The 20,819-nt window shown below is 63.4% G+C and carries 16 protein-coding genes, 2 tRNA genes and 2 rRNA genes; 6 read left to right on the top strand and 14 right to left on the bottom strand.

All coding sequences use genetic code 11. From position 1 onward, the window contains the following. Positions 1–19: 19 nt before the first annotated feature. From ABFB10_RS07760 to ABFB10_RS07790, 7 genes are all read right to left on the bottom strand, one after another. Positions 20–2,877 (bottom strand): 23S ribosomal RNA (locus ABFB10_RS07760). Positions 2,878–3,466: 589 nt separating this feature from the next. Further along, positions 3,467–3,543 (bottom strand) — tRNA-Ile (locus ABFB10_RS07765). A 21-nt stretch (positions 3,544–3,564) separates the two neighbouring features. Further along, positions 3,565–3,640 (bottom strand) — tRNA-Ala (locus ABFB10_RS07770). 153 nt (positions 3,641–3,793) lie between these two features. Further along, a 16S ribosomal RNA gene (locus tag ABFB10_RS07775) occupies positions 3,794–5,255 on the bottom strand. Together the 16S and 23S rRNA genes with 2 tRNA genes alongside form the textbook arrangement of a ribosomal RNA operon. 768 nt (positions 5,256–6,023) lie before the next feature. Next, entirely contained in the window at positions 6,024–6,638 is a 615-nt protein-coding gene (msrQ, locus tag ABFB10_RS07780) for a protein-methionine-sulfoxide reductase heme-binding subunit MsrQ (RefSeq protein ID WP_347166075.1), read from the bottom strand. Then, complete coding sequence (gene msrP, locus ABFB10_RS07785) at positions 6,638–7,549, bottom strand: protein-methionine-sulfoxide reductase catalytic subunit MsrP (RefSeq protein ID WP_347166076.1); 912 nt, start codon at positions 7,547–7,549, stop codon at positions 6,638–6,640. Before msrP ends, msrQ begins: the two co-directional genes overlap by 1 nt. Before the next feature lie 104 nt (positions 7,550–7,653). Further along, on the bottom strand, positions 7,654–9,174 hold the full coding sequence (locus tag ABFB10_RS07790) for an FMN-binding glutamate synthase family protein (RefSeq protein ID WP_347166077.1): 1,521 nt from the start codon (positions 9,172–9,174) through the stop codon (positions 7,654–7,656). 117 nt (positions 9,175–9,291) lie between these two features. Between ABFB10_RS07790 and ABFB10_RS07795 the strand changes: the two genes are divergently transcribed. Further along, positions 9,292–9,735: a DUF302 domain-containing protein gene (locus tag ABFB10_RS07795; protein WP_347166078.1), complete on the top strand. Its 444-nt coding sequence runs from the start codon at positions 9,292–9,294 to the stop codon at positions 9,733–9,735. A 213-nt stretch (positions 9,736–9,948) separates the two neighbouring features. Continuing rightward, complete coding sequence (locus tag ABFB10_RS07800) at positions 9,949–10,434, top strand: fasciclin domain-containing protein (protein ID WP_347166079.1); 486 nt, start codon at positions 9,949–9,951, stop codon at positions 10,432–10,434. 160 nt (positions 10,435–10,594) lie between these two features. Here the strand turns inward: ABFB10_RS07800 and clpB are convergent, their stop codons facing one another. Then, positions 10,595–13,210 (bottom strand): ATP-dependent chaperone ClpB, encoded by a 2,616-nt coding sequence (gene clpB / locus ABFB10_RS07805; RefSeq protein WP_347166080.1) that lies wholly within the window; start codon positions 13,208–13,210, stop codon positions 10,595–10,597. A 195-nt stretch (positions 13,211–13,405) separates the two neighbouring features. On the opposite strand from clpB, the gene ABFB10_RS07810 reads away from it, so the two are divergent. The 3 genes from ABFB10_RS07810 (at position 13,406) to ABFB10_RS07820 (ending at position 14,907) form a co-directional block, all read left to right on the top strand. Next, positions 13,406–13,678: a hypothetical protein gene (locus ABFB10_RS07810; RefSeq protein ID WP_347166081.1), complete on the top strand. Its 273-nt coding sequence runs from the start codon at positions 13,406–13,408 to the stop codon at positions 13,676–13,678. A gap of 53 nt (positions 13,679–13,731) precedes the next feature. Continuing rightward, positions 13,732–14,457: an orotidine-5'-phosphate decarboxylase gene (gene pyrF / locus ABFB10_RS07815; protein WP_347166082.1), complete on the top strand. Its 726-nt coding sequence runs from the start codon at positions 13,732–13,734 to the stop codon at positions 14,455–14,457. 180 nt (positions 14,458–14,637) lie between these two features. Then, complete coding sequence (locus ABFB10_RS07820; protein ID WP_347166083.1) at positions 14,638–14,907, top strand: hypothetical protein; 270 nt, start codon at positions 14,638–14,640, stop codon at positions 14,905–14,907. A 148-nt stretch (positions 14,908–15,055) separates the two neighbouring features. On the opposite strand, the gene ABFB10_RS07825 is transcribed toward ABFB10_RS07820, so the two are convergent. Next, positions 15,056–15,511 (bottom strand): NUDIX domain-containing protein, encoded by a 456-nt coding sequence (locus ABFB10_RS07825; protein WP_347166084.1) that lies wholly within the window; start codon positions 15,509–15,511, stop codon positions 15,056–15,058. Between ABFB10_RS07825 and ABFB10_RS07830 the strand changes: the two genes are divergently transcribed. Next, positions 15,510–16,763, top strand: a complete 1,254-nt coding sequence (locus tag ABFB10_RS07830) for a DNA polymerase IV (protein WP_347166085.1) — start codon at positions 15,510–15,512, stop codon at positions 16,761–16,763. The two genes, ABFB10_RS07825 and ABFB10_RS07830, sit on opposite strands and share 2 nt — an antisense overlap. Before the next feature lie 29 nt (positions 16,764–16,792). On the opposite strand, the gene ABFB10_RS07835 is transcribed toward ABFB10_RS07830, so the two are convergent. Genes ABFB10_RS07835 through ABFB10_RS07855 form a run of 5 tightly spaced genes read right to left on the bottom strand, consistent with a single transcriptional unit; the run spans position 16,793 to position 20,543 of the window. Then, positions 16,793–17,122 (bottom strand): DUF3775 domain-containing protein, encoded by a 330-nt coding sequence (locus tag ABFB10_RS07835; RefSeq protein ID WP_206563701.1) that lies wholly within the window; start codon positions 17,120–17,122, stop codon positions 16,793–16,795. A 58-nt stretch (positions 17,123–17,180) separates the two neighbouring features. Continuing rightward, positions 17,181–17,912, bottom strand: a complete 732-nt coding sequence (locus ABFB10_RS07840; protein ID WP_347166086.1) for an SDR family NAD(P)-dependent oxidoreductase — start codon at positions 17,910–17,912, stop codon at positions 17,181–17,183. Continuing rightward, on the bottom strand, positions 17,909–18,472 hold the full coding sequence (locus ABFB10_RS07845; RefSeq protein ID WP_347166087.1) for a DUF3833 family protein: 564 nt from the start codon (positions 18,470–18,472) through the stop codon (positions 17,909–17,911). Before ABFB10_RS07845 ends, ABFB10_RS07840 begins: the two co-directional genes overlap by 4 nt. Next, positions 18,472–19,248 carry a DUF1365 domain-containing protein gene (locus ABFB10_RS07850; RefSeq protein WP_347166088.1) on the bottom strand — a complete coding sequence of 259 codons (777 nt, stop codon included), beginning with the start codon at positions 19,246–19,248 and terminating at the stop codon, positions 18,472–18,474. The genes ABFB10_RS07845 and ABFB10_RS07850 overlap by 1 nt, the downstream gene beginning before the upstream one ends. Then, positions 19,245–20,543, bottom strand: coding sequence for an NAD(P)/FAD-dependent oxidoreductase (locus ABFB10_RS07855; RefSeq protein WP_347166089.1), 1,299 nt, complete (start codon positions 20,541–20,543; stop codon positions 19,245–19,247). The genes ABFB10_RS07850 and ABFB10_RS07855 overlap by 4 nt, the downstream gene beginning before the upstream one ends. Positions 20,544–20,819: the final 276 nt, after the last annotated feature.

The raw sequence follows: 20,819 nt of genomic DNA on the forward strand, positions 1-20,819 counted from the left end.
AACCTTGCTGTTACTGGATCAAATCAAGCCTATCGGACCATTAGTACCGGTCAACTGAATGCATTGCTGCACTTACATCTCCGGCCTATCGACGTGGTGGTCTTCCACGGTCCTCAGGGATACCTTGTTTTGAGGGGGCTTCCCGCTTAGATGCCTTCAGCGGTTATCCTGTCCGTTCATAGCTACCCAGCACTGCCGTTGGCACGACAACTGGTCCACCAGTGGAACGTTCACCCCGGTCCTCTCGTACTAGGGGCAACTCCTCTCAAGTATCCTACACCCACGGCAGATAGGGACCGAACTGTCTCACGACGTTCTAAACCCAGCTCACGTACCTCTTTAAACGGCGAACAGCCGTACCCTTGGGACCTGCTCCAGCCCCAGGATGAGATGAGCCGACATCGAGGTGCCAAACACTGCCGTCGATATGGACTCTTGGGCAGTATCAGCCTGTTATCCCCGGCGTACCTTTTATCCGTTGAGCGATGGCCCTCCCACTTGGGACCACCGGATCACTATGGCCGACTTTCGTCTCTGCTCGACTTGTCAGTCTTGCAGTCAGGCTGGCTTCTGCCATTGCACTCAACGAGCGATTTCCGACCGCTCTGAGCCAACCTTCGCGCGCCTCCGTTACGCTTTAGGAGGCGACCGCCCCAGTCAAACTACCCACCACGCAGGGTCCCGGATCCGGATGACGGACCGCGGTTAGACATCAAGCAGAACAAGGGTGGTATCTCAAGGATGACTCCACCGCGACTGGCGTCACGGTTTCAAAGTCTACCACCTATCCTGCACATGTTGTGCCTGATGCCAGTGCGAAGCTGTAGTGAAGGTGCACGGGGTCTTTCCGTCTAACCGCGGGAAGCCTGCATCTTGACAGGCAATTCAATTTCGCTGAGTCGATGTTGGAGACAGCGGGGAAGTCGTTACGCCATTCGTGCAGGTCGGAACTTACCCGACAAGGAATTTCGCTACCTTAGGACCGTTATAGTTACGGTACGCCGTTTACCTGGGCTTCAATTCAGAGCTTGCACCCCTCCTTTTAACCTTCAGGCACCGGGCAGGCGTCAGACCCTATACGTCGTCTTGCGACTTCGCAGAGCCCTGTGTTTTTAATAAACAGTCGCCACCCCCTGGTTTGTGCCCCCGGCACTCTTGTACCGGGCCTCCTTCTCGCGAACTTACGGAGGTATTTTGCCGAGTTCCTTCAACATCGTTCTCTCAAGCGCCTTGGTATTCTCTACCAGTCCACCTGTGTCGGTTTGGGGTACGGTCTTACAGTGGGGCTATTTCCAGGGACCGTCTTGAACATGCACCAATCCGATAAGGTACATGCGTCGCCACGATCCGTCACCACCACACGGCCCAGGAATATTAACCTGGTTCCCATCGACTACGCCTTTCGGCCTCGCCTTAGGGGCCGGCTTACCCTGCTCAGATTAGCTTTAAGCAGGAACCCTTGGACTTTCGGCGAGAGTGTCTCTCACACTCTTTGTCGCTACTCATGTCATCATTCTCGCTAGTGATCTCTCCACCGGATGGCTCACGCCCCGGCTTCACAGAAAGCACATGATCTTGCGCTACCGCCTAGCGGCTACTTGAGCGCGGTTTCCCGCGATCAACCAACCTAAGCGATAGTAAAGATCAGTGCTATGTCACACTACGCTCCGCTACCATGCCTTACGGCATCCTAAGCTTCGGCTCATGGCTTGAGCCCCGTTACATCTTCGCCGCAGGACAACTTGATTAGACCAGTGAGCTGTTACGCTATCTTTAAAGGATGGCTGCTTCTAAGCCAACCTCCTGGTTGTTTTGGTCGTCCCACCTGCTTTCCCACTTAGCCATGAATTGGGGGCCTTAGCTGTAGGTCAGGGTTGTTTCCCTCTCCACTACGGACGTTAGCATCCGCAGTGTGTCTGCCATCTAGTACTCCCGGGTATTCGGAGTTTGGTTAGGATCAGTAAGCCTGTGGGGCCCCATTACCCATCCAGTGCTCTACCCCCCGGGGTATTCGGATGACGCTCTACCTAAATAGATTTCGCGGAGAACCAGCTATCTCCGAGTTTGATTGGCCTTTCACCCCTAGGCACAACTCATCCCGACCTTTTTCAACAGGTGTGGGTTCGGACCTCCAGTTAGTGTTACCTAACCTTCATCCTGGTCATGCCTAGATCACTCGGTTTCGGGTCTGATCCATCTAACTCATCGCCCTATTAAGACTCGCTTTCGCTGCGCCTACACCTATCGGCTTAAGCTTGCTAGATAGACCAAGTCGATGACCCATTATACAAAAGGTACGCCGTCACTTCACAAGGAAGCTCCGACTGATTGTAGGCGTTCGGTTTCAGGTACTGTTTCACTCCCCTCGTCGGGGTGCTTTTCACCTTTCCCTCACGGTACTGGTTCACTATCGGTCAGCAAGGAGTACTTAGCCTTCGAAGGTGGTCCTCCGATCTTCAGACAGGATTTCACGTGTCCCGCCCTACTTAATACGTCCCATCGAGCTTCTCATACGGGGCTGTCACCCGCTATGGCTAACCTTTCCAGGTTATTCTGATCACTCTCAAGGCTCGGCTGGTCCCCGTTCGCTCGCCGCTACTAGGGGAGTATCAATTGATGTCCTTTCCTCCGGGTACTTAGATGTTTCAGTTCCCCGGGTTTGCTCTTCAAACCCTATGTATTCAGGTAAGAAGTACCTGGTTCAGCAAGATATAAGCTACCGAAGTAATTATATCGAACTGTCAGGTGGGTTGCCCCATTCGGAGATTCATGGATCAAAGCCTATTCTCGGCTCCCCATGACTTATCGCAGAGTATCACGTCCTTCATCGCCTCTTGCTGCCAAGGCATTCACCAAACGCCCTTCTCGCGCTTGATTTGATCCAGTAAGAGCAAGGTTTTAGATGGTCCCGAAGGACCAAATGGAGGATCGCTTTAGGATCGTTCCTCCGCCCCGCTGGTTCACAGGGCCTTGCGTTGAGCGACACGGTCGGCAGACCGCCCCGCTCTCTTACCGGACAAAGCATACTTTCCCGCCCTCGCCTTCCGGCGAGGACTGTCACCTGGTTAAGGTGACTTTGGTTAGTGTACTTGACTTGGACAACGATTGCTCTTTTCAGAAGGGATATCCCGCGACGGTACGGCTAGACCACCTTGGAACCTTCACCGTGGTCCTTTCCGCGTCACGCCTTGCGGCGATCCCCGGTCAGGGGTGAACCAACTGAGATTGCCGAACACTTACGGCAATCAAGCAACGTTGATTGTTTCTCTCTATACGATGTCATTGAGTTTGTCCCAGCGCCTTGCGGCTGCTTGAGGACGAAGTCTCGTCCGATTGGACGGGGAAGCATTCGCAAATGCTTGCCGATCTAATCGGAGAACTATGCTGGTCCGGTTTTCGCTGAATGGTGCCCTCTCGTGAGCTTTGCTTCGCAAAGCCACTGTCGGGACCACTTTCCTGCGGAAAGTGGTGGGTCGAGGAGGACTTGAACCTCCGACCTCACGCTTATCAGGCGTGCGCTCTAACCACCTGAGCTACCGACCCATTCTTTCGGGCCCTGCTTGATGGTGGAGCCTAGGAGGATCGAACTCCTGACCTCCTGAATGCAAATCAGGCGCTCTCCCAGCTGAGCTAAGGCCCCGTGCTTTGGAACCCCACACGGCGATCCGTGCGGAACCTAGCGTTCTGAAGAGATATGAGGACGGCGATGGCCCGGTGTGATCGGCTTTGATTGCCGATCTTCTGCTAAGTGCATCATGATCAAGGCGAACCTTGATGCTAGAAGCATCCTTAGAAAGGAGGTGATCCAGCCGCAGGTTCCCCTACGGCTACCTTGTTACGACTTCACCCCAGTCGCTGATCCTACCGTGGTCCGCTGCCTCCCGAAGGTTAGCGCACGGTACCGTCAGGTAGAACCAACTCCCATGGTGTGACGGGCGGTGTGTACAAGGCCCGGGAACGTATTCACCGCGTCATGCTGTTACGCGATTACTAGCGATTCCGACTTCATGCCGTCGAGTTGCAGACGACAATCCGAACTGAGATATCTTTTGGGGATTAACCCATTGTAGATACCATTGTAGCACGTGTGTAGCCCAACCCGTAAGGGCCATGAGGACTTGACGTCATCCACACCTTCCTCCCGCTTATCACGGGCAGTTTCTCCAGAGTGCCCAGCCGAACTGCTGGCAACTGAAGATGTGGGTTGCGCTCGTTGCCGGACTTAACCGAACATCTCACGACACGAGCTGACGACAGCCATGCAGCACCTGTCACTGCGTCCCCGAAGGGAACCATCCATCTCTGGATGTAGCACAGGATGTCAAGGGTTGGTAAGGTTCTGCGCGTTGCTTCGAATTAAACCACATGCTCCACCGCTTGTGCGGGCCCCCGTCAATTCCTTTGAGTTTTAATCTTGCGACCGTACTCCCCAGGCGGAATGCTTAATCCGTTAGGTGTGTCACCGAATTGCATGCAACCCGACGACTGGCATTCATCGTTTACGGTGTGGACTACCAGGGTATCTAATCCTGTTTGCTCCCCACACTTTCGCACCTCAGCGTCAGTATCGAGCCAGTGAGCCGCCTTCGCCACTGGTGTTCCTCCGAATATCTACGAATTTCACCTCTACACTCGGAATTCCACTCACCTCTCTCGAACTCAAGACCAACAGTTTTGGAGGCAGTTCCGGGGTTGAGCCCCGGGATTTCACCCCCAACTTGCTGGTCCGCCTACGTGCGCTTTACGCCCAGTAATTCCGAACAACGCTAACCCCCTCCGTATTACCGCGGCTGCTGGCACGGAGTTAGCCGGGGTTTCTTTACCAGATACTGTCATTATCATCTCTGGCGAAAGTGCTTTACGACCCTAAGGCCTTCATCACACACGCGGCATGGCTAGATCAGGCTTGCGCCCATTGTCTAAGATTCCTCACTGCTGCCTCCCGTAGGAGTCTGGGCCGTGTCTCAGTCCCAGTGTGGCTGATCATCCTCTAAAACCAGCTATAGATCGTAGGCTTGGTAGGCCATTACCCCACCAACTACCTAATCTAACGCGGGCTAATCCTTCTCCGATAAATCTTTCCCCCGAAGGGCGTATGCGGTATTACCCTCAGTTTCCCGAGACTATTCCGCAGAGAAGGGCATATTCCCACGTGTTACTCACCCGTCCGCCGCTCACCCGAAGGCGCGCTCGACTTGCATGTGTTAGGCCTGCCGCCAGCGTTCGTTCTGAGCCAGGATCAAACTCTCAAGTTGAAAGCATCTTGCGATGCTATCCTTGACGTTCGAACCTCTGCACATCTCCAATACTCACCGGTGCTTTGGGGGCATCCGGCTATATCCACCCGGCTAAGGAAGGATACGTATTGGAAGTCATCTGTTTGATTGTGCTTCAGGTTTCATCAGAAACCGAAAGCCGCTCAAACAGTGAAGCTGACACCACATCATCGGTCGAAGCCTAGTGGCGCGACATACAGACAGTTGATCCATCGATTTGAACCAAAGCCGCCCGCATATCTCTTCAGATATTAGCGATGTCAAATAGCGTAGAAACAAATACCGAACCGGTGCGCCCTAACTTCTTCGGCGCGCCCGCCCGTCATGCCTCTGATTTCTGCCGCCGCGCTTCCCTTTCCGAACCCCTCGTTGGCGTCCCGTCCGTTCCGTCTGGCGTCCCGTCGTGCGCCTCAGCGCCGCCGGTGAAGGGGGTTCTACGGTTAGTTCCCCAGACCCGCAAGCGCTTTCTTCACGGAATGTCAGATTTTCTTCACGAAACCACTTATCAGACTGTTACAAAAGGATTTATTTCTTCATTTCTCCACCCCACGACGCCCGAATTCCCGCTTTCCCCCCGCAAAACCCCGGCCCCCGCACGCCCGCCAGACACCCCCGTACCGCTTATCCACAGGCTTACCCCCAAAGCCCCCCGATTCCACCGAGTCCAAACAACCCTTGAGCGTGAAGCACCGGCGACTCGCGGACAGAAAGAAGCCCCGCGAGCAACTCGCGGGACCTCTTCGGCCTTCAGCTCGGGGCGGCCTGCCGGTTCGGCTGGCCCCTGGGGATCGTCCGAAGCGCCAGGAGGACCAGAACAAGCCCCATGTACAGGAGCGGCTCCAGCTGGAAGCCCTTCGTCAGCATCACGAAGTGCAGCGCCCCCAGCAGTGCCACGACATAGGTCAGCCGGTGCAGCCTGCGCCAGCGCGGACCAAGGGCGCGGACCGCGCGGTTGTTCGAGGTCGCCGCCAGCGGGATCATCAGAGCGAAGCCCGCCATGCCCACGGTAATATAGGGGCGCTTTACGATGTCGGCCCAGATCTGCCCCAGAAGCTGGACGTCGAGCAGCAGCCAGACCAGCAGATGTGCCGTGACATAAAAGAAGGCCATCAGGCCGATCGCGCGCCGGAACTTAAGCAGGTTCACCCCGGCGAAGCGCCGCAGCGGCGTCACGCAGAGGCCCGCAATCAGCAGCTTCAGCGCCAGCGCGCCATATTCATGTTCAAGTGCCTCGATCGGGTCCACCCCCAGCCCGCCGGTCAGCCCCAGCCAGAACAGCCAGGGCGCCGGCAGCGCGAGCGCAAGGTAGACCATCCAGACCGGCACGTGGCGCGCCGCGCGGTTGATGGCATCGACCGGCATCAGAACTGCGCCTTCAGGTCCATGCCGTCATAGAGGGCCGCGACCTCTTCCTCGTAGCCGTTGAACATCAGCGTCGGCTTGCGCTTGGCAAAGAGGCCACCGCCAATGGTGCGCTCGGTCGCCTGCGACCAGCGGGGATGATCCACGCTCGGGTTCACGTTCGAGTAGAAGCCGTATTCGCGGGGCGCGGCCTTGTTCCACGCGGTGGGCGGCTGCTTGTCGGTCAGGGTGATGCGCACAACGGACTTGATCGACTTGAAGCCGTATTTCCACGGCACCACCAGCCGCAGCGGCGCGCCGTTCTGGTTGGGCAGCGGTTTGCCGTAGATCCCCGTCGCCATGATGGTCAGCGGATTCAGCGCCTCGTCCAGCCGCAGTCCCTCGACATAGGGCCAGTCCAGCACGGGGCGGCGCAGGCCCGGCATCTCTTCGGGGCGGTAGACCGTTTCAAAGGCGACGTAGCGCGCGCCGGACTGCACGCCCGCAAGATCCAGCAGGTCCGCCAGTTCAAAGCCGTTCCACGGCACCACCATCGACCAGGCCTCGACACAGCGGAAGCGGTACAGGCGGTCCTCGATGGTCATCTGGCTGAGGATGTCCTCGAGCGCGTAGTCGCCGGGCCGGTCCACCATGCCGTCGATCGTCACCGACCACGGTTCGGTCGTCAGCCTGTGGGCATTGGCCGAGGGATCGCCCTTGCCGGTGCCGAACTCGTAATAATTGCAGTAGCTGCTGATCTCTTCGAAGCTGTTGGGCTTCAGCGCCCCCTCTTCCTGCGCCATGGCCGGGGCGCCAAGGGCCATCGCGCCCCCCGCCATTCCCATCCCGGCCAGGATCTGGCGGCGGTTCAGGAAGGCCGCCTCGGGCGTCACATCCTGCATCGTCAGCCGGTTTGTCCAGCGGTTGGCCATCGTGTTCCTCCTGTGTCTGGCGTTTCCGGATAGATAGCCGCCCTGCCCTTTCGGACAAAGAAACGCCTTGTCACGTTGGCGCGCGGGCGCTGTAACAAAACGCGTCAGCCGTCGCCGCGCAGCATTCTTTCCTTGTCGGGGGTCTTGCGCTTGATCGAGGGGTTGATCTCGTTCAGCTGGACAGAGCGCCCGTCGTCCATCACCACGCGCACGTGCCGCCGTCGCATCATGCGCGGTTCGGCCACGCCGACGGAATGGGCGATCGTCTCGACCTCGTTGATGATCGAGCGGGCGTAATTCGCGACCTTGTCCTCTTTGCGCTCGACCACCAGCCCCTTCTGCAGGTCCCTGTTGTGGGTGGTGATGCCGGTCGGGCAGGTGTTCCTGTTGCATTTCATCGCCTGAATGCAGCCCAGAGAGAACATGAAGCCCCGCGCCGAGGTCACGAAGTCCGCGCCGCAGCAGATGGCCCGGGCCACATCGCCCGGCGTCACCATCTTGCCGCTGGCGACGATGCGGATGCGCTCATGCAGGTCGAAGCGGTCGCGTATGTCGACCATGCGGATCAGCGCCTCGCGCAGGGGCATGCCGACGAGGTCGATCAGCGGCATGGGCGCGGCGCCGGTGCCGCCTTCGCCGCCGTCGATGGTGATGAAGTCGGGCGCGCTGCGCGGACCGCGCTCCTGGATCAGCTCGAAGAACTCCACCCGGGGATCGGCAGAGCCGAGGCAGGTCTTGATGCCCACCGGCTTGCCGGTCACCTCGCGGATGTGGTGAATCAGGTCCAGCAGGTCCGCGAAGGTATCCACCTCTGTGTGCCGGTTCGGGGAAATCGCGTCCTGCCCGACGCGGATGCCCCGGATCTCGGCGATCTCCTTCGAGACCTTCGACCCGGGCAGGATGCCGCCCTTGCCCGGCTTTGCCCCCTGGCTCAGCTTGATCTCGAACATCTTCACCTGCGGTCGGGCCGCCACCGCGCGCAGCTTGTCGTCCGACAGGATGCCGTCCTCGTCCCGCACCCCGAACTTGGCCGTGCCGATCTGGAAGACCACGTCGCAGCCGCCTTCCAGGTGGAAGGGCGACAGGCCGCCTTCGCCGGTGTTCATCCAGATGCCCGCCTTCTTCGCGCCACGCGACAGCGCCCGGACCGCGGGTTCCGACAGGGCGCCGTAGGACATGCCCGAGATGTTGAAGATCGACGGCGCCTTGAAGGGTTCCCGCGCGAAGGGGCCGATGGTCATCGGCGCGGTCGCCGCATACTGATCGTCGAGCGGCGGAAAGACCGCGTTCACGAAGATCGGCGTGCCCGGCACCTGGATATTGCGGGTCGAGCCGAAGGCCACGGTGTTCCCCGCCCCCTTGCTGGAGGAATAGACCCAGTTCCGCTGCGCCCGGTTGAAGGGCATCTCTTCGCGGTCCATGGCAAAGAAATACTGCCGGAAGAACTCTCCCAGCTCCGTGAACAGGCCGCGAAAACGCCCGATGACCGGGTAGTTTCGACGGATCGCATCCTCGGTCTGGGTCCGGTCCACAATGAAGAAGATCACCGCCACGGCGACCGCCAGCGCGATCAGAAGAACGAAGAGCAATGCGAGGTATTCCAGCGCCGTTCCGGCAAGTCCCATATTCTACGCTCCGAATGTGTTGATTTGTCTCACCACCCGGGCCGTTTACTTCCCCTTTTGTAACGGCAGGATGTGCAAGCGGATGCTGGTGCGCATCCTTTGCGAAAGGAAAGACAAATGAAACCGTTTCTTTGCATGACCGCGGCGCTGGCCTGTCTGGCCCTGCCCGCAACCGCGCAGGAGCTGGTCACCTATGAAACCGACCAAAGCTTCGACGACGTGGTCTTCGGGCTGGAAAGCGCGATTCTCGACGCCGGTCTGGTGATCGACCACACCAGCCACGTCGGCGAGATGCTCGAGCGCACCCGCGCCGACGTCGGTTCCGACGTGGTGCTCTTCGACCAGGCGGATGTGTTCAGCTTCTGCTCGGCGGTGGTGTCGCGGCAGGTGATGGAGGCGGATCCGATGAACATCGCCTACTGCCCCTACGACATCTTCGTCATGACCCGGCCCGACACAGAGGGCACCACCATCGGCTTCCGCAGCTATCCCGAAGGCCCGATGCAGGCAGTGCAAGAGATGCTGGACGGCATCGCCCGCAGTGCCATCGGCGAAGACTGATACCCGGATCGGGCGATTTCCGATCACGGGACGCGCGCGGCGGTTCACGAAAACCTGAGTGGACGAGCCGCGAAGGCGCGGGCTTAGGCGGGGCGGTTGCCCCGTCAACGGCACCCCACGAAATCGTAAGCCTGATCTGGCCGCGTTTCTCCTCCGTAGCCTTCGCGATGAGACGGTTGTCGCATCGTGATGCACACAACAGGAGAGACACCCATGTTTCGCAAGACCTTCTTCGCCGCCACCGCAGCCGCTGCCCTCTTCGGGTCCACCGCCTATGCCGCCGGCCACTCTATGAACATCGTCGACACCGCCAAAGAGGCCGGTACCTTCGAAACCCTGCTGGCCGCCGCACAGGCTGCCGGTCTGGCCGAAACGCTGTCGGGCGACGGCCCGTTCACCGTCTTCGCACCCACCGACGAGGCCTTCGCCGCCCTGCCCGAGGGCACCGTGGAGTCGCTGCTTCTGCCCGAAAACAAGGACCAGCTGACGGCGATCCTGACCTACCACGTCATTCCGGGCAAGGTGATGTCCTCGGACCTGTCGGACGACATGGCGGCCACCACCGTGCAGGGCTCTGACGTGATGATCGACCTCGACAACGGCGTGATGGTGCAGGACGCGACCGTGACCAGCGCCGATATCGAGGCGTCGAACGGCGTGATCCATGTGATCGACAAGGTGATCATGCCCGAGATGTGATCCGGCACTCCCGGGCCGGACGCAAAAAAGGCCCGGTCTCCGCAGGGAGGCCGGGCCATTCTTCATGGGCTGGACGCGGGCCCGGCCCACCGTCTGGCGAGCAGGCCCGGGGTGCGAAAAGGCGGGGTCTCCCCCGCCTTCCCGATGCGCATCAGGTCTTTCAGTGGACCACCGCGTCCTCCGGCTTGGGCCGACTGGTCGCGCCGACCCGGTCGCCGATCAGCAGCCCGTCCGATCCGGCGGACACCGTGATCGTCTGGCCGTCCGCCACGTCGCCGGCCAGCAGCATCTCTGCCAGCGGGTCCTGCAAGGCGCGCTGGATCACGCGCTTCAGCGGGCGGGCACCGAACACCGGGTCGTAGCCCTCGTCGGCCAGCCATTTCTTCGCGTCGTCGTCCAGCTCCAGCCGGATCTTGCGGGCGGCCAGCCGCTTCAGCAGGCGGGCGAGCTGGATGTCCACGATCCCCGACATATCCTCGCGCTTGAGGCGGTCGAAGATAATGGTCTCGTCCAGACGGTTCAGGAACTCGGGGCGGAAGTGCGCCCTTACCGCGTCCATCACGTCGCGCTTGGCCTGCGCACCGTCCGCACCGTCCGGCAACTGGCTCAGCGCCTGCGACCCAAGGTTCGAGGTCAGCACGATCAGCGTCTGCTTGAAGTCGACCGTGCGCCCCTGACCGTCGGTCAGGACACCGTCGTCCAGCACCTGAAGCAGGACGTTGAAGACGTCCGGGTGCGCCTTCTCGACCTCGTCGAACAGCACGACCTGATAGGGACGTCTGCGGACCGCCTCGGTCAGGACACCGCCCTCGTCATAGCCGACATAGCCCGGAGGCGCGCCGATCAGGCGGGCCACCGCGTGCTTCTCCATGAACTCCGACATGTCGATACGCACCATGGCGCTGTCGTCGTCGAAGAGGAACTCGGCCACGGCCTTGGTCAGCTCGGTCTTGCCCACGCCGGTCGGCCCGAGGAAGAGGAACGAGCCCAGCGGGCGGTTCTCGTCGTTCAGGCCCGCACGCGCCCGGCGCACGGCATTGGCCACGGCGGTCACCGCCTGGTTCTGGCCGACAACCCGGCGATGCAGGTTGGCCTCCATACCCAGCAGCTTCTCGCGCTCGCCTTCCAGCATCTTGCCCGCCGGAATGCCGGTCCAGCGCTCCACGACGGACGCGATCTGGTCCGGGCGCACGGCTTCCTCGACCATCAGGTCGTCCTCGGCGCTTTCGGCCTCGGACAGGTGCCGCTCCAGCGCGGGGATGATGCCGTAGGACAGTTCCCCGGCGCGGGCGAGATTGCCCTCGCGCTTGGCCTGCTCCAGCTCGGCGCGGGCGCGGTCCAGCTTTTCCTTCAGGTCGCGGGCCGAGGCCAGCTTGTCACGCTCCGCCTGCCAGGCCGCCGTCATCTCGGCGGACCGCTCCTGCAGGTCGGCAAGATCCTTTTCCAGCTTGGCCAGCCGGTCCTTGGAGGCCTGATCGTCCTCCAGCCGCAGGGCCTCGACCTCGATCTGCTTTTGCAGGATGTCACGGTCGAGCGCGTCAAGTTCCTCGGGCTTGCTGTCGACCTCCATCCGCAGACGGCTGGCGGCCTCGTCCATCAGGTCGATGGCCTTGTCCGGCAGGAAGCGGTCGGTGATGTAGCGGTGCGAGAGCGTCGCCGCCGCCACCAGCGCAGAGTCAGAGATCCGCACGCCGTGGTGCAGCTCGTACTTCTCCTTGATGCCGCGCAGGATGGAAATCGTGTCCTCGACCGTCGGCTCCTGCACCATCACGGGCTGGAAACGCCGGGCAAGGGCCGCGTCCTTTTCCACATGCTTGCGGTATTCGTCCAGCGTGGTGGCGCCGACACAATGAAGCTCACCGCGTGCCAGCGCCGGTTTCAGCAGGTTCGACGCATCCATGGCGCCGTCCGCCTTGCCTGCGCCAACCAGCGTGTGCATCTCGTCGATGAAGAGGATGATCTCTCCCGCGGCGGCCTCGACCTCTTTCAGGATGGACTTCAGCCGCTCTTCGAACTCGCCGCGATACTTCGCACCGGCGATCAGTGCGCCCATGTCGAGCGCCATCAGCCGCTTGTTGCGCAGGCTCTCGGGCACGTCGCCGTTGACGATGCGCAGGGCAAGACCCTCGGCAATCGCCGTTTTACCGACGCCGGGTTCACCGATCAGCACGGGGTTGTTCTTGGTCCGGCGCGACAGCACCTGCATGGCCCGGCGGATTTCCTCGTCGCGGTAGATGATCGGGTCGATGCGACCCTCTTCGGCGCGGGCGGTCAGGTCCGTGGCATACTTCTTCAGCGCGTCATAGCCGTCTTCGGCATTGGCGCTGTCAGCCGTGCGGCCCTTGCGGATATCGTTGATCGCCTCGTTCAGGCCCTGCGGCGTGACCCTGCCCGCCTCCAGCGCCTCTTTCGCGGGGCTTTTCACCATGGCCAGCGCCATCAGCATCCGCTCGACGGGAACAAAGCTGTCGCCCGCCTTGGTGGCAATCTTCTCGGCCTCGTCCAGCACCTTGCCGGTGGCACTGTCCAGATACACCTGACCGGCATCGCCCGAGACCTTGGGGATGCGCGCCAGTTTCGTATCCAGCACCTGCACGACACGCTTCGCGTCACCGCCCGAGGCGGCGATCAGGTTGGACGCAAGCCCCTGCTCGTCGTCCATCAGCGCTTTCAGCAGGTGTTCGGGCGCCAGCTTCTGGTGGCTTTCGCGCATCGCAATCGTCTGGGCGGCCTGAATGAACCCGCGCGCGCGCTCTGTGAACTTCTCCAAGTTCATAATCTCTCTCCTTTATCAAGCGCCCCTGCCTTTGCTGCGCCCACCCTTGCGGCACGCAGCCCCACGGGGCCTCGGGTTTGAATTTGGCGGGCGGCGACGCCGGTTTCAAGCCCCCTGCGTTGCATTATTGCAACGGCGCCCATCCACCGAATGTTAAGCCGATGCAGGGCAGTCTGCGCACCGGAGGGAGGCCCGATGTATATCACAGGGATCGAGATCGAGGGCTTTGGCCCGCCGGGTGCCGACGGGCAGCGGCACGGCTCTGTCACGCTGGAGGCGGACGGCAGCCGGGTGCAGATCCCGCTGTCGCTGCCCGCCGGCCATGGCGCAATCGGGGCGCGCCAGCGGATGCTGCTGCTGGCGCAGGCGCTTTACCGCACCCGCCGCCTGCCGGAATTCCGCGACCGGGGCAGCCTGCGCTTCGCGCCGGGCCTCTTGCCGGACCGCCTGCGCCGCCTCTCCGCTTGACCTCTGCCGGGCTTCTCCGCATGGAAGGGCAACCCCAGCAAGGAGCCCGCGCCATGACCACCCCCGCCGACGACCGCCTGATCGTAGCCCTCGACGTGCCGAACGTGATTGCCGGGCTGGACCTCGTGCAGACGCTGGGCGACTCGGTCTCCTTCTACAAGATCGGGCTGGGGATGCTGACCGGCGGCGGGCTGGCGCTGGCCAACGAACTGAAGGCAGAGCACGGCAAGCGCATCTTCCTCGACATGAAGTTCTTCGACATCGGCGCCACGGTCGAGGCGGCGGTGCGCGGCATCGCGCAGTTCGACCTCGATTTCCTGACGGTGCACGGCGACCCCCATGTGGTCCGCGCCGCGAAACAGGGCGCGGCGGGCAGCGACCTGAAGATCCTCGCCGTGACCATCCTGACCTCGCTGGACCGCGACGACCTCGACGACTCGATGATCCGCGGCGGCACGATCCCCGACCTTGTGACCGAACGCGCGGGCCGCGCCTTTGACGCGGGCGCCGATGGCGTCATCGCCTCGCCCAACGAGGCGGCGCTGATCCGCGCGCTGCCGGAAGCCGCCGGGCGCCTGATCGTCACGCCGGGCGTCCGCCCCACCGGCGCCGACAAGGGTGACCAGAAGCGGATCGCCACACCGGCGCAGGCGGTCCGCGACGGTGTCGATCACATCGTTGTGGGGCGCCCCGTGCACAAGGCCGCCGACCCCCGCAAGGCGGCGCTGGACATCGTGGCAGAGATGGCCTCGCCGCAGGCCCGGACCCCCAACACCTAGCTGCCGGATTTCGTTTGACACCAGATCTTCGATCACGGGGACTTGAGCGCACTAGATAAGCTGCTTTCTGCCGGTTCCAAACAAGGTCATGAATTCCGGTATGGAACTTATCCACAGGCCTGGACGTATATATGCAACACCATCTTCGACCCCACCGGGTCCGAGCAGAGGAGACTGGTCATGCATAACGGTTCGCCCCGGATCGACGAGATCCGCTACAACGCCGCCGAGGAATGCTTTGAGGCCCTCGTCACGCTGAACACCATCGACGGCGCGATGCGGATCGCAAGCGCCTACCCCGCCCCTGTGACGGCAGAGTTCGAAGAGGTCTCGAACGGCCTGCTTCGCAACGCCCTGCGCAACCGGACCGCGCCCGAGGCACTGCGCTCGCGGGCGCCAAGTACACCACCGCGCCGCCACCTTCCCCATTGCATGCCCTTCGCGGCATAACATCTGCCTCGGCTCATATCTGCCTGTATGAGCCTGCACCCGGCCCCCTCTTCGTCCCCTTGGGGTGTCGGGACTTCGCCGGGGTTCGTCCAGTGTTCTGGCGGCCCCGGCTTTTTCTTGGCCGCGGTCAGGGCCTTCAGCCCACCCGCTACGTCCCGCGACGCCGGTAGGCCGACAGGATCGCGCTGAAATGCGGGATCGCATCGGGCGCCGCGCAATAGGCTTCCGGCGCCATCTCGCACCAGCCCGCGCCCTCTCCGCCGAAACGCACCTCGCGCAGCCCCTCGACCGGAAGATGGGCCGCGAAGAACCAGCTTGGTCCCCGCGCGCCTGCATGGACCGCCGCGAAGACAAGGTCGCGCGGTCGCAGGAGAGTGCCAAGCTCCTCGGCGGTTTCGCGGATCGCGCAGGTTTCCGGGCTTTCGCCCGCCTCGCGCCCGCCGCCGGGAAAGTCGAGGCATCCGGGCCGGGGAATGCCGGGGCTGTGGTCGCGCCGCAGGATCGCCATGCTGCCCCCGAAGAACAGCATCACCTTGGCTCCGGCGAAATCACGCCGCGCGGCGCCTGTGGCCTGCGTCGCTGCGCTGCTGTAGATTGAGGTCATGCCCGCCCTCTGCCGCGATTGTCTTGCCCGGTTCGAAACCGGTTCCCGCTGCCCCCAGTGTGGCAGACCGAGGATCGTGGCGCATCCCGAATTGAACAGTCTTTCGATTGCCCACATGGATTGCGACGCTTTTTATGCAAGCGTCGAAAAACGCGACAACCCCGAACTGCGCGACAAGCCGGTGATCATCGGCGGCGGACGCCGGGGCGTCGTGTCCACCGCCTGCTACGTGGCGCGGGTGCGCGGCGTGCGCTCGGCCATGCCGATGTTCAAGGCGCTGCAACTTTGCCCGGACGCCGTGGTGGTCAAGCCGCGCGGCGCGGTCTACGCCGAGGTCAGCCGCCAGATCCGGGCCATGATGGAGGACCTGACCCCCGCCATCGAGCCGCTGTCGCTGGACGAGGCCTTCCTCGACCTGACCGGCACCGAACGCCTGCACGGGGCGCCGCCCGCCGTGGTGCTGGCCGGGCTGGTAAAGCGGATGCGCGACGAATTGGGGCTGACCGGTTCCATCGGTCTGTCGCACAACAAGTTTCTCGCCAAGATCGCGTCCGACCTCGACAAGCCGCACGGCTTCGCGGTGATCGGGCAGGCCGAGACGCAGGCCTTCCTGCGCCCGAAACCGATCCGCCTGATCTGGGGCGTGGGCGAGGTCAGCCAGCAGGCGCTGGACAAGGCCGGCATCCGCACCTTCGAGGACCTGCTGCGGTGGGAAAAGACCGACCTGATCCACCGTTTCGGCGGCATGGGAGAGCGGCTGTGGCACCTTGCGCGCGGCGAGGACCGGCGCCGGGTCAGCCGCAATGCGCCGGTAAAGTCGATCTCGAAGGAAACGACCTTCAACGAGGACACCGCCGATCCCGAGATTCTGGACGGGCATATCTGGCGGCTGTCGGAACAGGTGGCGGACCGGGCCAAGGCCAAGGGGCTGGCCGGGCGCACCGTCACGCTGAAGCTGAAGCGCGCCGACTTCCGCACCCTGACACGGCGGCAGTCGCTGCCGGACTGCACCCAGACGGCGGACCGGCTGTACCGCGTGGCGCGCGGCCTGTTCGAGCAGGTGGCGGATCAGGGGCCGTTCCGGCTGGTGGGCACGGGACTGTCCGAACTGGTGCCCGACGACCGCGCCGATCTGGTCGACGACCTGCTCGACCCGCAGGCCCGGGCGCGGCGGCAGGCGGAAAAGGCGACCGATGCGATCCGCGCGCGCTTCGGCGAGAACGCGATCCTCAAGGGCCGCGCCCTGCGATAGGGCGGCGCGCGCCGGGCATCCGACGCCGGTCAGGCGCCCCGGGTCATCAGCGCGTCTTCCTCATCGGTCGGGTCGAACCCCAGCGCCTCCATCCCCGCCTCGAGGTGGTCGGCAAGATGGGGCGTGCCGATCAGGTAATCCGCCGTGGGGGTCGTGGCCTCTGCGATGGCGGTGTCATAGGCCTCGTCCCATTCCTCGGCCTCGAAGGCGCCGCGACCGATCCACATGATCGCGGTCAGGGCCGCCTGCTCTTCCTCGTCCATGCGGTCGACAAGCGCCCGCAATTCGCCCTCGGCCCGGTTCAACTCGCGGGCCATGACGATAACGGCGGCCACCTTGCTTGTGCTGATCTTTTCCATGTCGCGCCTCCTTGCGTGCCACCAAGCACTATAGCACAGGGGCGCGGGCGCATTGATCTTAAGCAAACAGCCGGTAGTACAGCGCGTCCGGCAGGAACTGCGCGGCCCGGAACAGCAACCCGAAGCCATGGGGAAAGGCCCGCTGAAAGCCGCCTTTCTCCATATGTTTCAGGACGATGTCGGCGGCCTTCTCCGGCTCCATGATGAAGGGCATCCTGAAGTCGTTCTTGTCGGTCAGCCGCGTCCTGATGAAGCCGGGGTTCAACAGCTGCACCCGCACGCCCGAGCCGCGGGTATCGGCATGCAGCGACTCGGCCAGCGCCATGACCCCCGCCTTCGAGGCGGTATAGGGCGCCGATCGCGGCAGCCCCCGGTAGCCGGTCAACGACCCGGTGAGAACGATATGCCCCCGGTCGCGCTGCACGAAATGCGGGATCACGGCGCCCATCAGGTTCATCGCCCCGACAAAGTTCACCTCGGCCATGGTGGTCGCCTGCGTCGCATCCCAGTCTTTCGCGCCGAAGGGCCAGTAGACCCCGGCCAGCTGCACAACGCCGTCGATCTCGCCCATGTCGCGGTAGGCCGCCTGAAGGCTTCCGGGATCGGTGACATCCACCGGCAAAGCCTCGGCCTTGCCGGGCAGGGACCGGGCCAGGCTGTGCAACTTGTCGCCGGAGCGTGCCGACAGCACCAGGGCGCAGCCCGCCGCGCTGAGCCTGCGGGCCAGCGCCTCGCCCAGACCGTCGCTGGCGCCGACCAGCCAGTAGCGTTTTCCGGTCCAGTCCATCACAGGGCCTCCTTGCGTCGCATGGTGGCCACCAGTTCGGCCACCTTGAAACCGAACTTCCGAAACTGGCTGCGGTTCACGATGGTCCCGCCGGGCGTCAGATACATCCAGTCGGTCGTGTCCAGCACATGCCCGCCGGCGTCTGCTTCCAGCCGGATGCGATAGCGCAGCAGAACCGCCGGGCCGCTTTGCCAGCCCTGCCCCTCGCCGGGGATGTCGTCGGCGCGGGCGGTGATGCGCCCGTCGCTGCCAAGGGTCAGGCGCCACTCGCGGTGCTGGACCTTGCCGGAGTCGTAGCGGAAGACCTCTGTCATCACCCCGGCGTTGCCCTGCCAGCGGACGTCGAAATCGCCGGTGAAGCGCGACATCACGCGGCCCATGGGCCCGTAGATCACCCCGTCGCAGACCAGCGGGCCGTTCAGGTGTCGGCGCAGGTCGAAGGCCTCTCCGCCCGCCTGCTCATAGTCGGCGGGGCGCTGCGCCCTGAAGGTCGCGAAGCGCCGCACCATCCAGACCGCCAGCAGTGCCAGCCCGGCGCCAAGCACCACGGACAGCAGGGACATCACGAGACCTCCTTCAACGGGCGCGGGCCGCCGCTGACCTCTTGGTCGGGCGCCGTCGGGCGGGTGCGGTAAGAGGCGCCCTTCCACCAGAGCTTCAGCGCCTGCCAGTGGATCAGCGCCAGAACCCGCCGCGCGCCAAGGGGGCGCCGCAGGGCGGACCACAGGATGCCCCGGGCCGTCAGCGGCACCAGCGGGCCGACAAGCGTGGCGATCACGCCGCCCCGGTCATGGGTATAGTCGATGCGGATGCCGATGTGATCGGGCCGGATGTCGAACTGGAACACATAGCCCCCGGCGATCGGCTGGAAGGGCGAGACATGCAGGATCTTCTGCGCCTCGATACGGTCCTCTGGCCGGATCGCGCGACCGCCGGGCGCGGTGCAGAGGTAGGACTGCCGGTCGCCAAAGGTATTCGTCACCTCGGCGATCACCGCCCGCAGCGCCGCGCCGTCATAGGCCAGCCAGAAGGAAACCGGGTTGAAGACATGGCCCAGCAGCCGGGGCTGCGCCAGCAGCATCAGCCGCTCTGCCCGCAGCCCATGCGCCGCCAGCACCGCGCGGGCCCATGGCGCGCCACGGCCCTTGCGGGGCGGCCCGCCGTGATCGCGGTCCTGCACCGACATCATTCCGGCGCGGTTGCGCGCAAACAGGCGCGGCGCGGCGACAGGGGCCTCGGCATCGAGCAGCACGTAGTCGATGGAATAGCGAAAGCCGTTCTCGACCGCCCCCTTTCGTCCATGGAAGGTGTGCCCCCGAAGCAGCTTGACCCCTGTCATGCCGCCTCCATCGCGCCGGTGCGGGCGCGGATCATCTCGGCCACCGCGATGCCGCTGGCCAGCCCGTCCTCGTGGAAGCCGTTGCGCATCCACGCGCCGCAGAACCGGGTATTGCCGGTGCCGTTGAAGCCCGCCACCTCGCGTTGCGCGTCGAGCGCGTTCAGGTCGTAGACCGGATGATGCAGCGTCACCTCGTCGTGGATCAGTTCTTCGCGGATCGGGCGCGTCGAGTTCAGCGTCACGAACAGCGGGTCGTCCTTCGGAATCGGCTGAAGGCAGTTCATCCAGTAGGTCAGGTCGATCTGGTTCATCTCCTTGCGGTCGGTTTCGGTGTAGTTCCACGCCGACCAGCAGACCGGGCGGCGCGGCATCAGCGAGGTGTCGGCGTGCAGCACGACCCGGTTCGGCTGGTAGGCGAACTTCGACAGCGCCGCGCGCTCGTGCTGGCGGGCATCGGAGAGCAGCCGCAGGCTGACATCCGTATGGGTCGCAAGTACCACCTCGTCGAACCGCTCCCACTGGCCCCCGCGCATGCGGATCTCGACCCCGCCCGCATCCAGCCGCCGCACACCCTGAACGGGCGAGCCGGTGCGCAGCGCGACCCCGCGCGCCGTCAGGGCGGCCTCCAGCCGTCGCACATATTCGACCGAGCCGCCCCTGACCGTGTACCACTGGTGCTGACCGCTGTGGCTGAGCAGGGCGTGGTTCTCGAAGAAGCGCACCAGCGCATGGGCCGGGAAATCCAGCACCTTCTCGGTGGGCGTCGACCAGATCGCCCCCGACAGCGGCAGCAGGTAGTAATCGCGGAACCAGTCCCCGGTGCCCATGCCGCGCAGGAAGTCCCCAAGCGGCTGCTGCGGGTCGTTCGCGGCATCGAGCGCGCGCGCGTTGAAGCGCAGGATATCCCGGATCATCCGCAGAAAGCGCGGGTTGAAGGCGTTCCTGCGCTGCGCAAAGACCGCCCGGATATCGCGCAACCCGTATTCCATCGCACCGCCGCGCAGGCTGGCGGAAAAGGTCATGTCGGATTTCACCACCGGCACGTCCAGATCCGCGAAAAGCCGCGTCAGATGCGGATAGTTGGGGCGGTTGAAGACGATGAAACCGGTGTCCACGGGTTGATCGCCATTGCGGCCCGCCAGCCGCGTGCGGGCATGGCCGCCCAGGTCGGGCTCCGCCTCGATCAGGGTGACCTGGTGGTCTTGCCCAAGGCTGTAGGCGGCGCCCATCCCGGAAATGCCGCCGCCGATAACGGCGATGCGGCGCGGGCCGGGAGGGGTGGCTTCGAATGGCATGGTCACGTCCTTGTCGTTCCGGTCTTTCAAGGCATTACGCGCCGCGACGCGGATCGGATGAGTTTTGCTTTGGCGGCAGCGGCAGGCCCGGATCCACAGCGCCGCGACGCGCCCGGCTGACAGGGTCCGGCCCGCATGACCGCGCCCACCAAGGGACACATGCCCCCGACCACCACGACGCCTGCCGCAACAGGTCACAGGATTTTTGATCCACCCCTGCCGCCGCTGCGTATTCAGGCTATGTTTGTCCAGACCGATGCATATCCTGCCCGCGAC

This window comes from Ponticoccus litoralis (assembly GCF_039769985.1).
In the GTDB taxonomy this organism is placed as follows: domain Bacteria; phylum Pseudomonadota; class Alphaproteobacteria; order Rhodobacterales; family Rhodobacteraceae; genus Ponticoccus; species Ponticoccus litoralis.

Excerpts from the sequence above, each read along its gene's own strand:
- ABFB10_RS07800 (WP_347166079.1), top strand. The coding sequence starts at position 9,949 with ATGTTTCGCAAGACCTTCTTCGCCGCCACCGCAGCCGCTGCCCTCTTC.
- ABFB10_RS07855 (WP_347166089.1), bottom strand. The coding sequence starts at position 20,543 with ATGCCATTCGAAGCCACCCCTCCCGGCCCGCGCCGCATCGCCGTTATC.
- ABFB10_RS07835 (WP_206563701.1), bottom strand. The coding sequence starts at position 17,122 with ATGGAAAAGATCAGCACAAGCAAGGTGGCCGCCGTTATCGTCATGGCC.
- clpB (WP_347166080.1), bottom strand. The coding sequence starts at position 13,210 with ATGAACTTGGAGAAGTTCACAGAGCGCGCGCGCGGGTTCATTCAGGCC.
- ABFB10_RS07830 (WP_347166085.1), top strand. The coding sequence starts at position 15,510 with ATGCCCGCCCTCTGCCGCGATTGTCTTGCCCGGTTCGAAACCGGTTCC.
- ABFB10_RS07845 (WP_347166087.1), bottom strand. The coding sequence starts at position 18,472 with ATGTCCCTGCTGTCCGTGGTGCTTGGCGCCGGGCTGGCACTGCTGGCG.
- msrP (WP_347166076.1), bottom strand. The coding sequence starts at position 7,549 with ATGGCCAACCGCTGGACAAACCGGCTGACGATGCAGGATGTGACGCCC.
- ABFB10_RS07820 (WP_347166083.1), top strand. The coding sequence starts at position 14,638 with ATGCATAACGGTTCGCCCCGGATCGACGAGATCCGCTACAACGCCGCC.
- ABFB10_RS07825 (WP_347166084.1), bottom strand. The coding sequence starts at position 15,511 with ATGACCTCAATCTACAGCAGCGCAGCGACGCAGGCCACAGGCGCCGCG.
- ABFB10_RS07850 (WP_347166088.1), bottom strand. The coding sequence starts at position 19,248 with ATGACAGGGGTCAAGCTGCTTCGGGGGCACACCTTCCATGGACGAAAG.
- ABFB10_RS07790 (WP_347166077.1), bottom strand. The coding sequence starts at position 9,174 with ATGGGACTTGCCGGAACGGCGCTGGAATACCTCGCATTGCTCTTCGTT.
- ABFB10_RS07795 (WP_347166078.1), top strand. The coding sequence starts at position 9,292 with ATGAAACCGTTTCTTTGCATGACCGCGGCGCTGGCCTGTCTGGCCCTG.
- msrQ (WP_347166075.1), bottom strand. The coding sequence starts at position 6,638 with ATGCCGGTCGATGCCATCAACCGCGCGGCGCGCCACGTGCCGGTCTGG.
- ABFB10_RS07810 (WP_347166081.1), top strand. The coding sequence starts at position 13,406 with ATGTATATCACAGGGATCGAGATCGAGGGCTTTGGCCCGCCGGGTGCC.
- pyrF (WP_347166082.1), top strand. The coding sequence starts at position 13,732 with ATGACCACCCCCGCCGACGACCGCCTGATCGTAGCCCTCGACGTGCCG.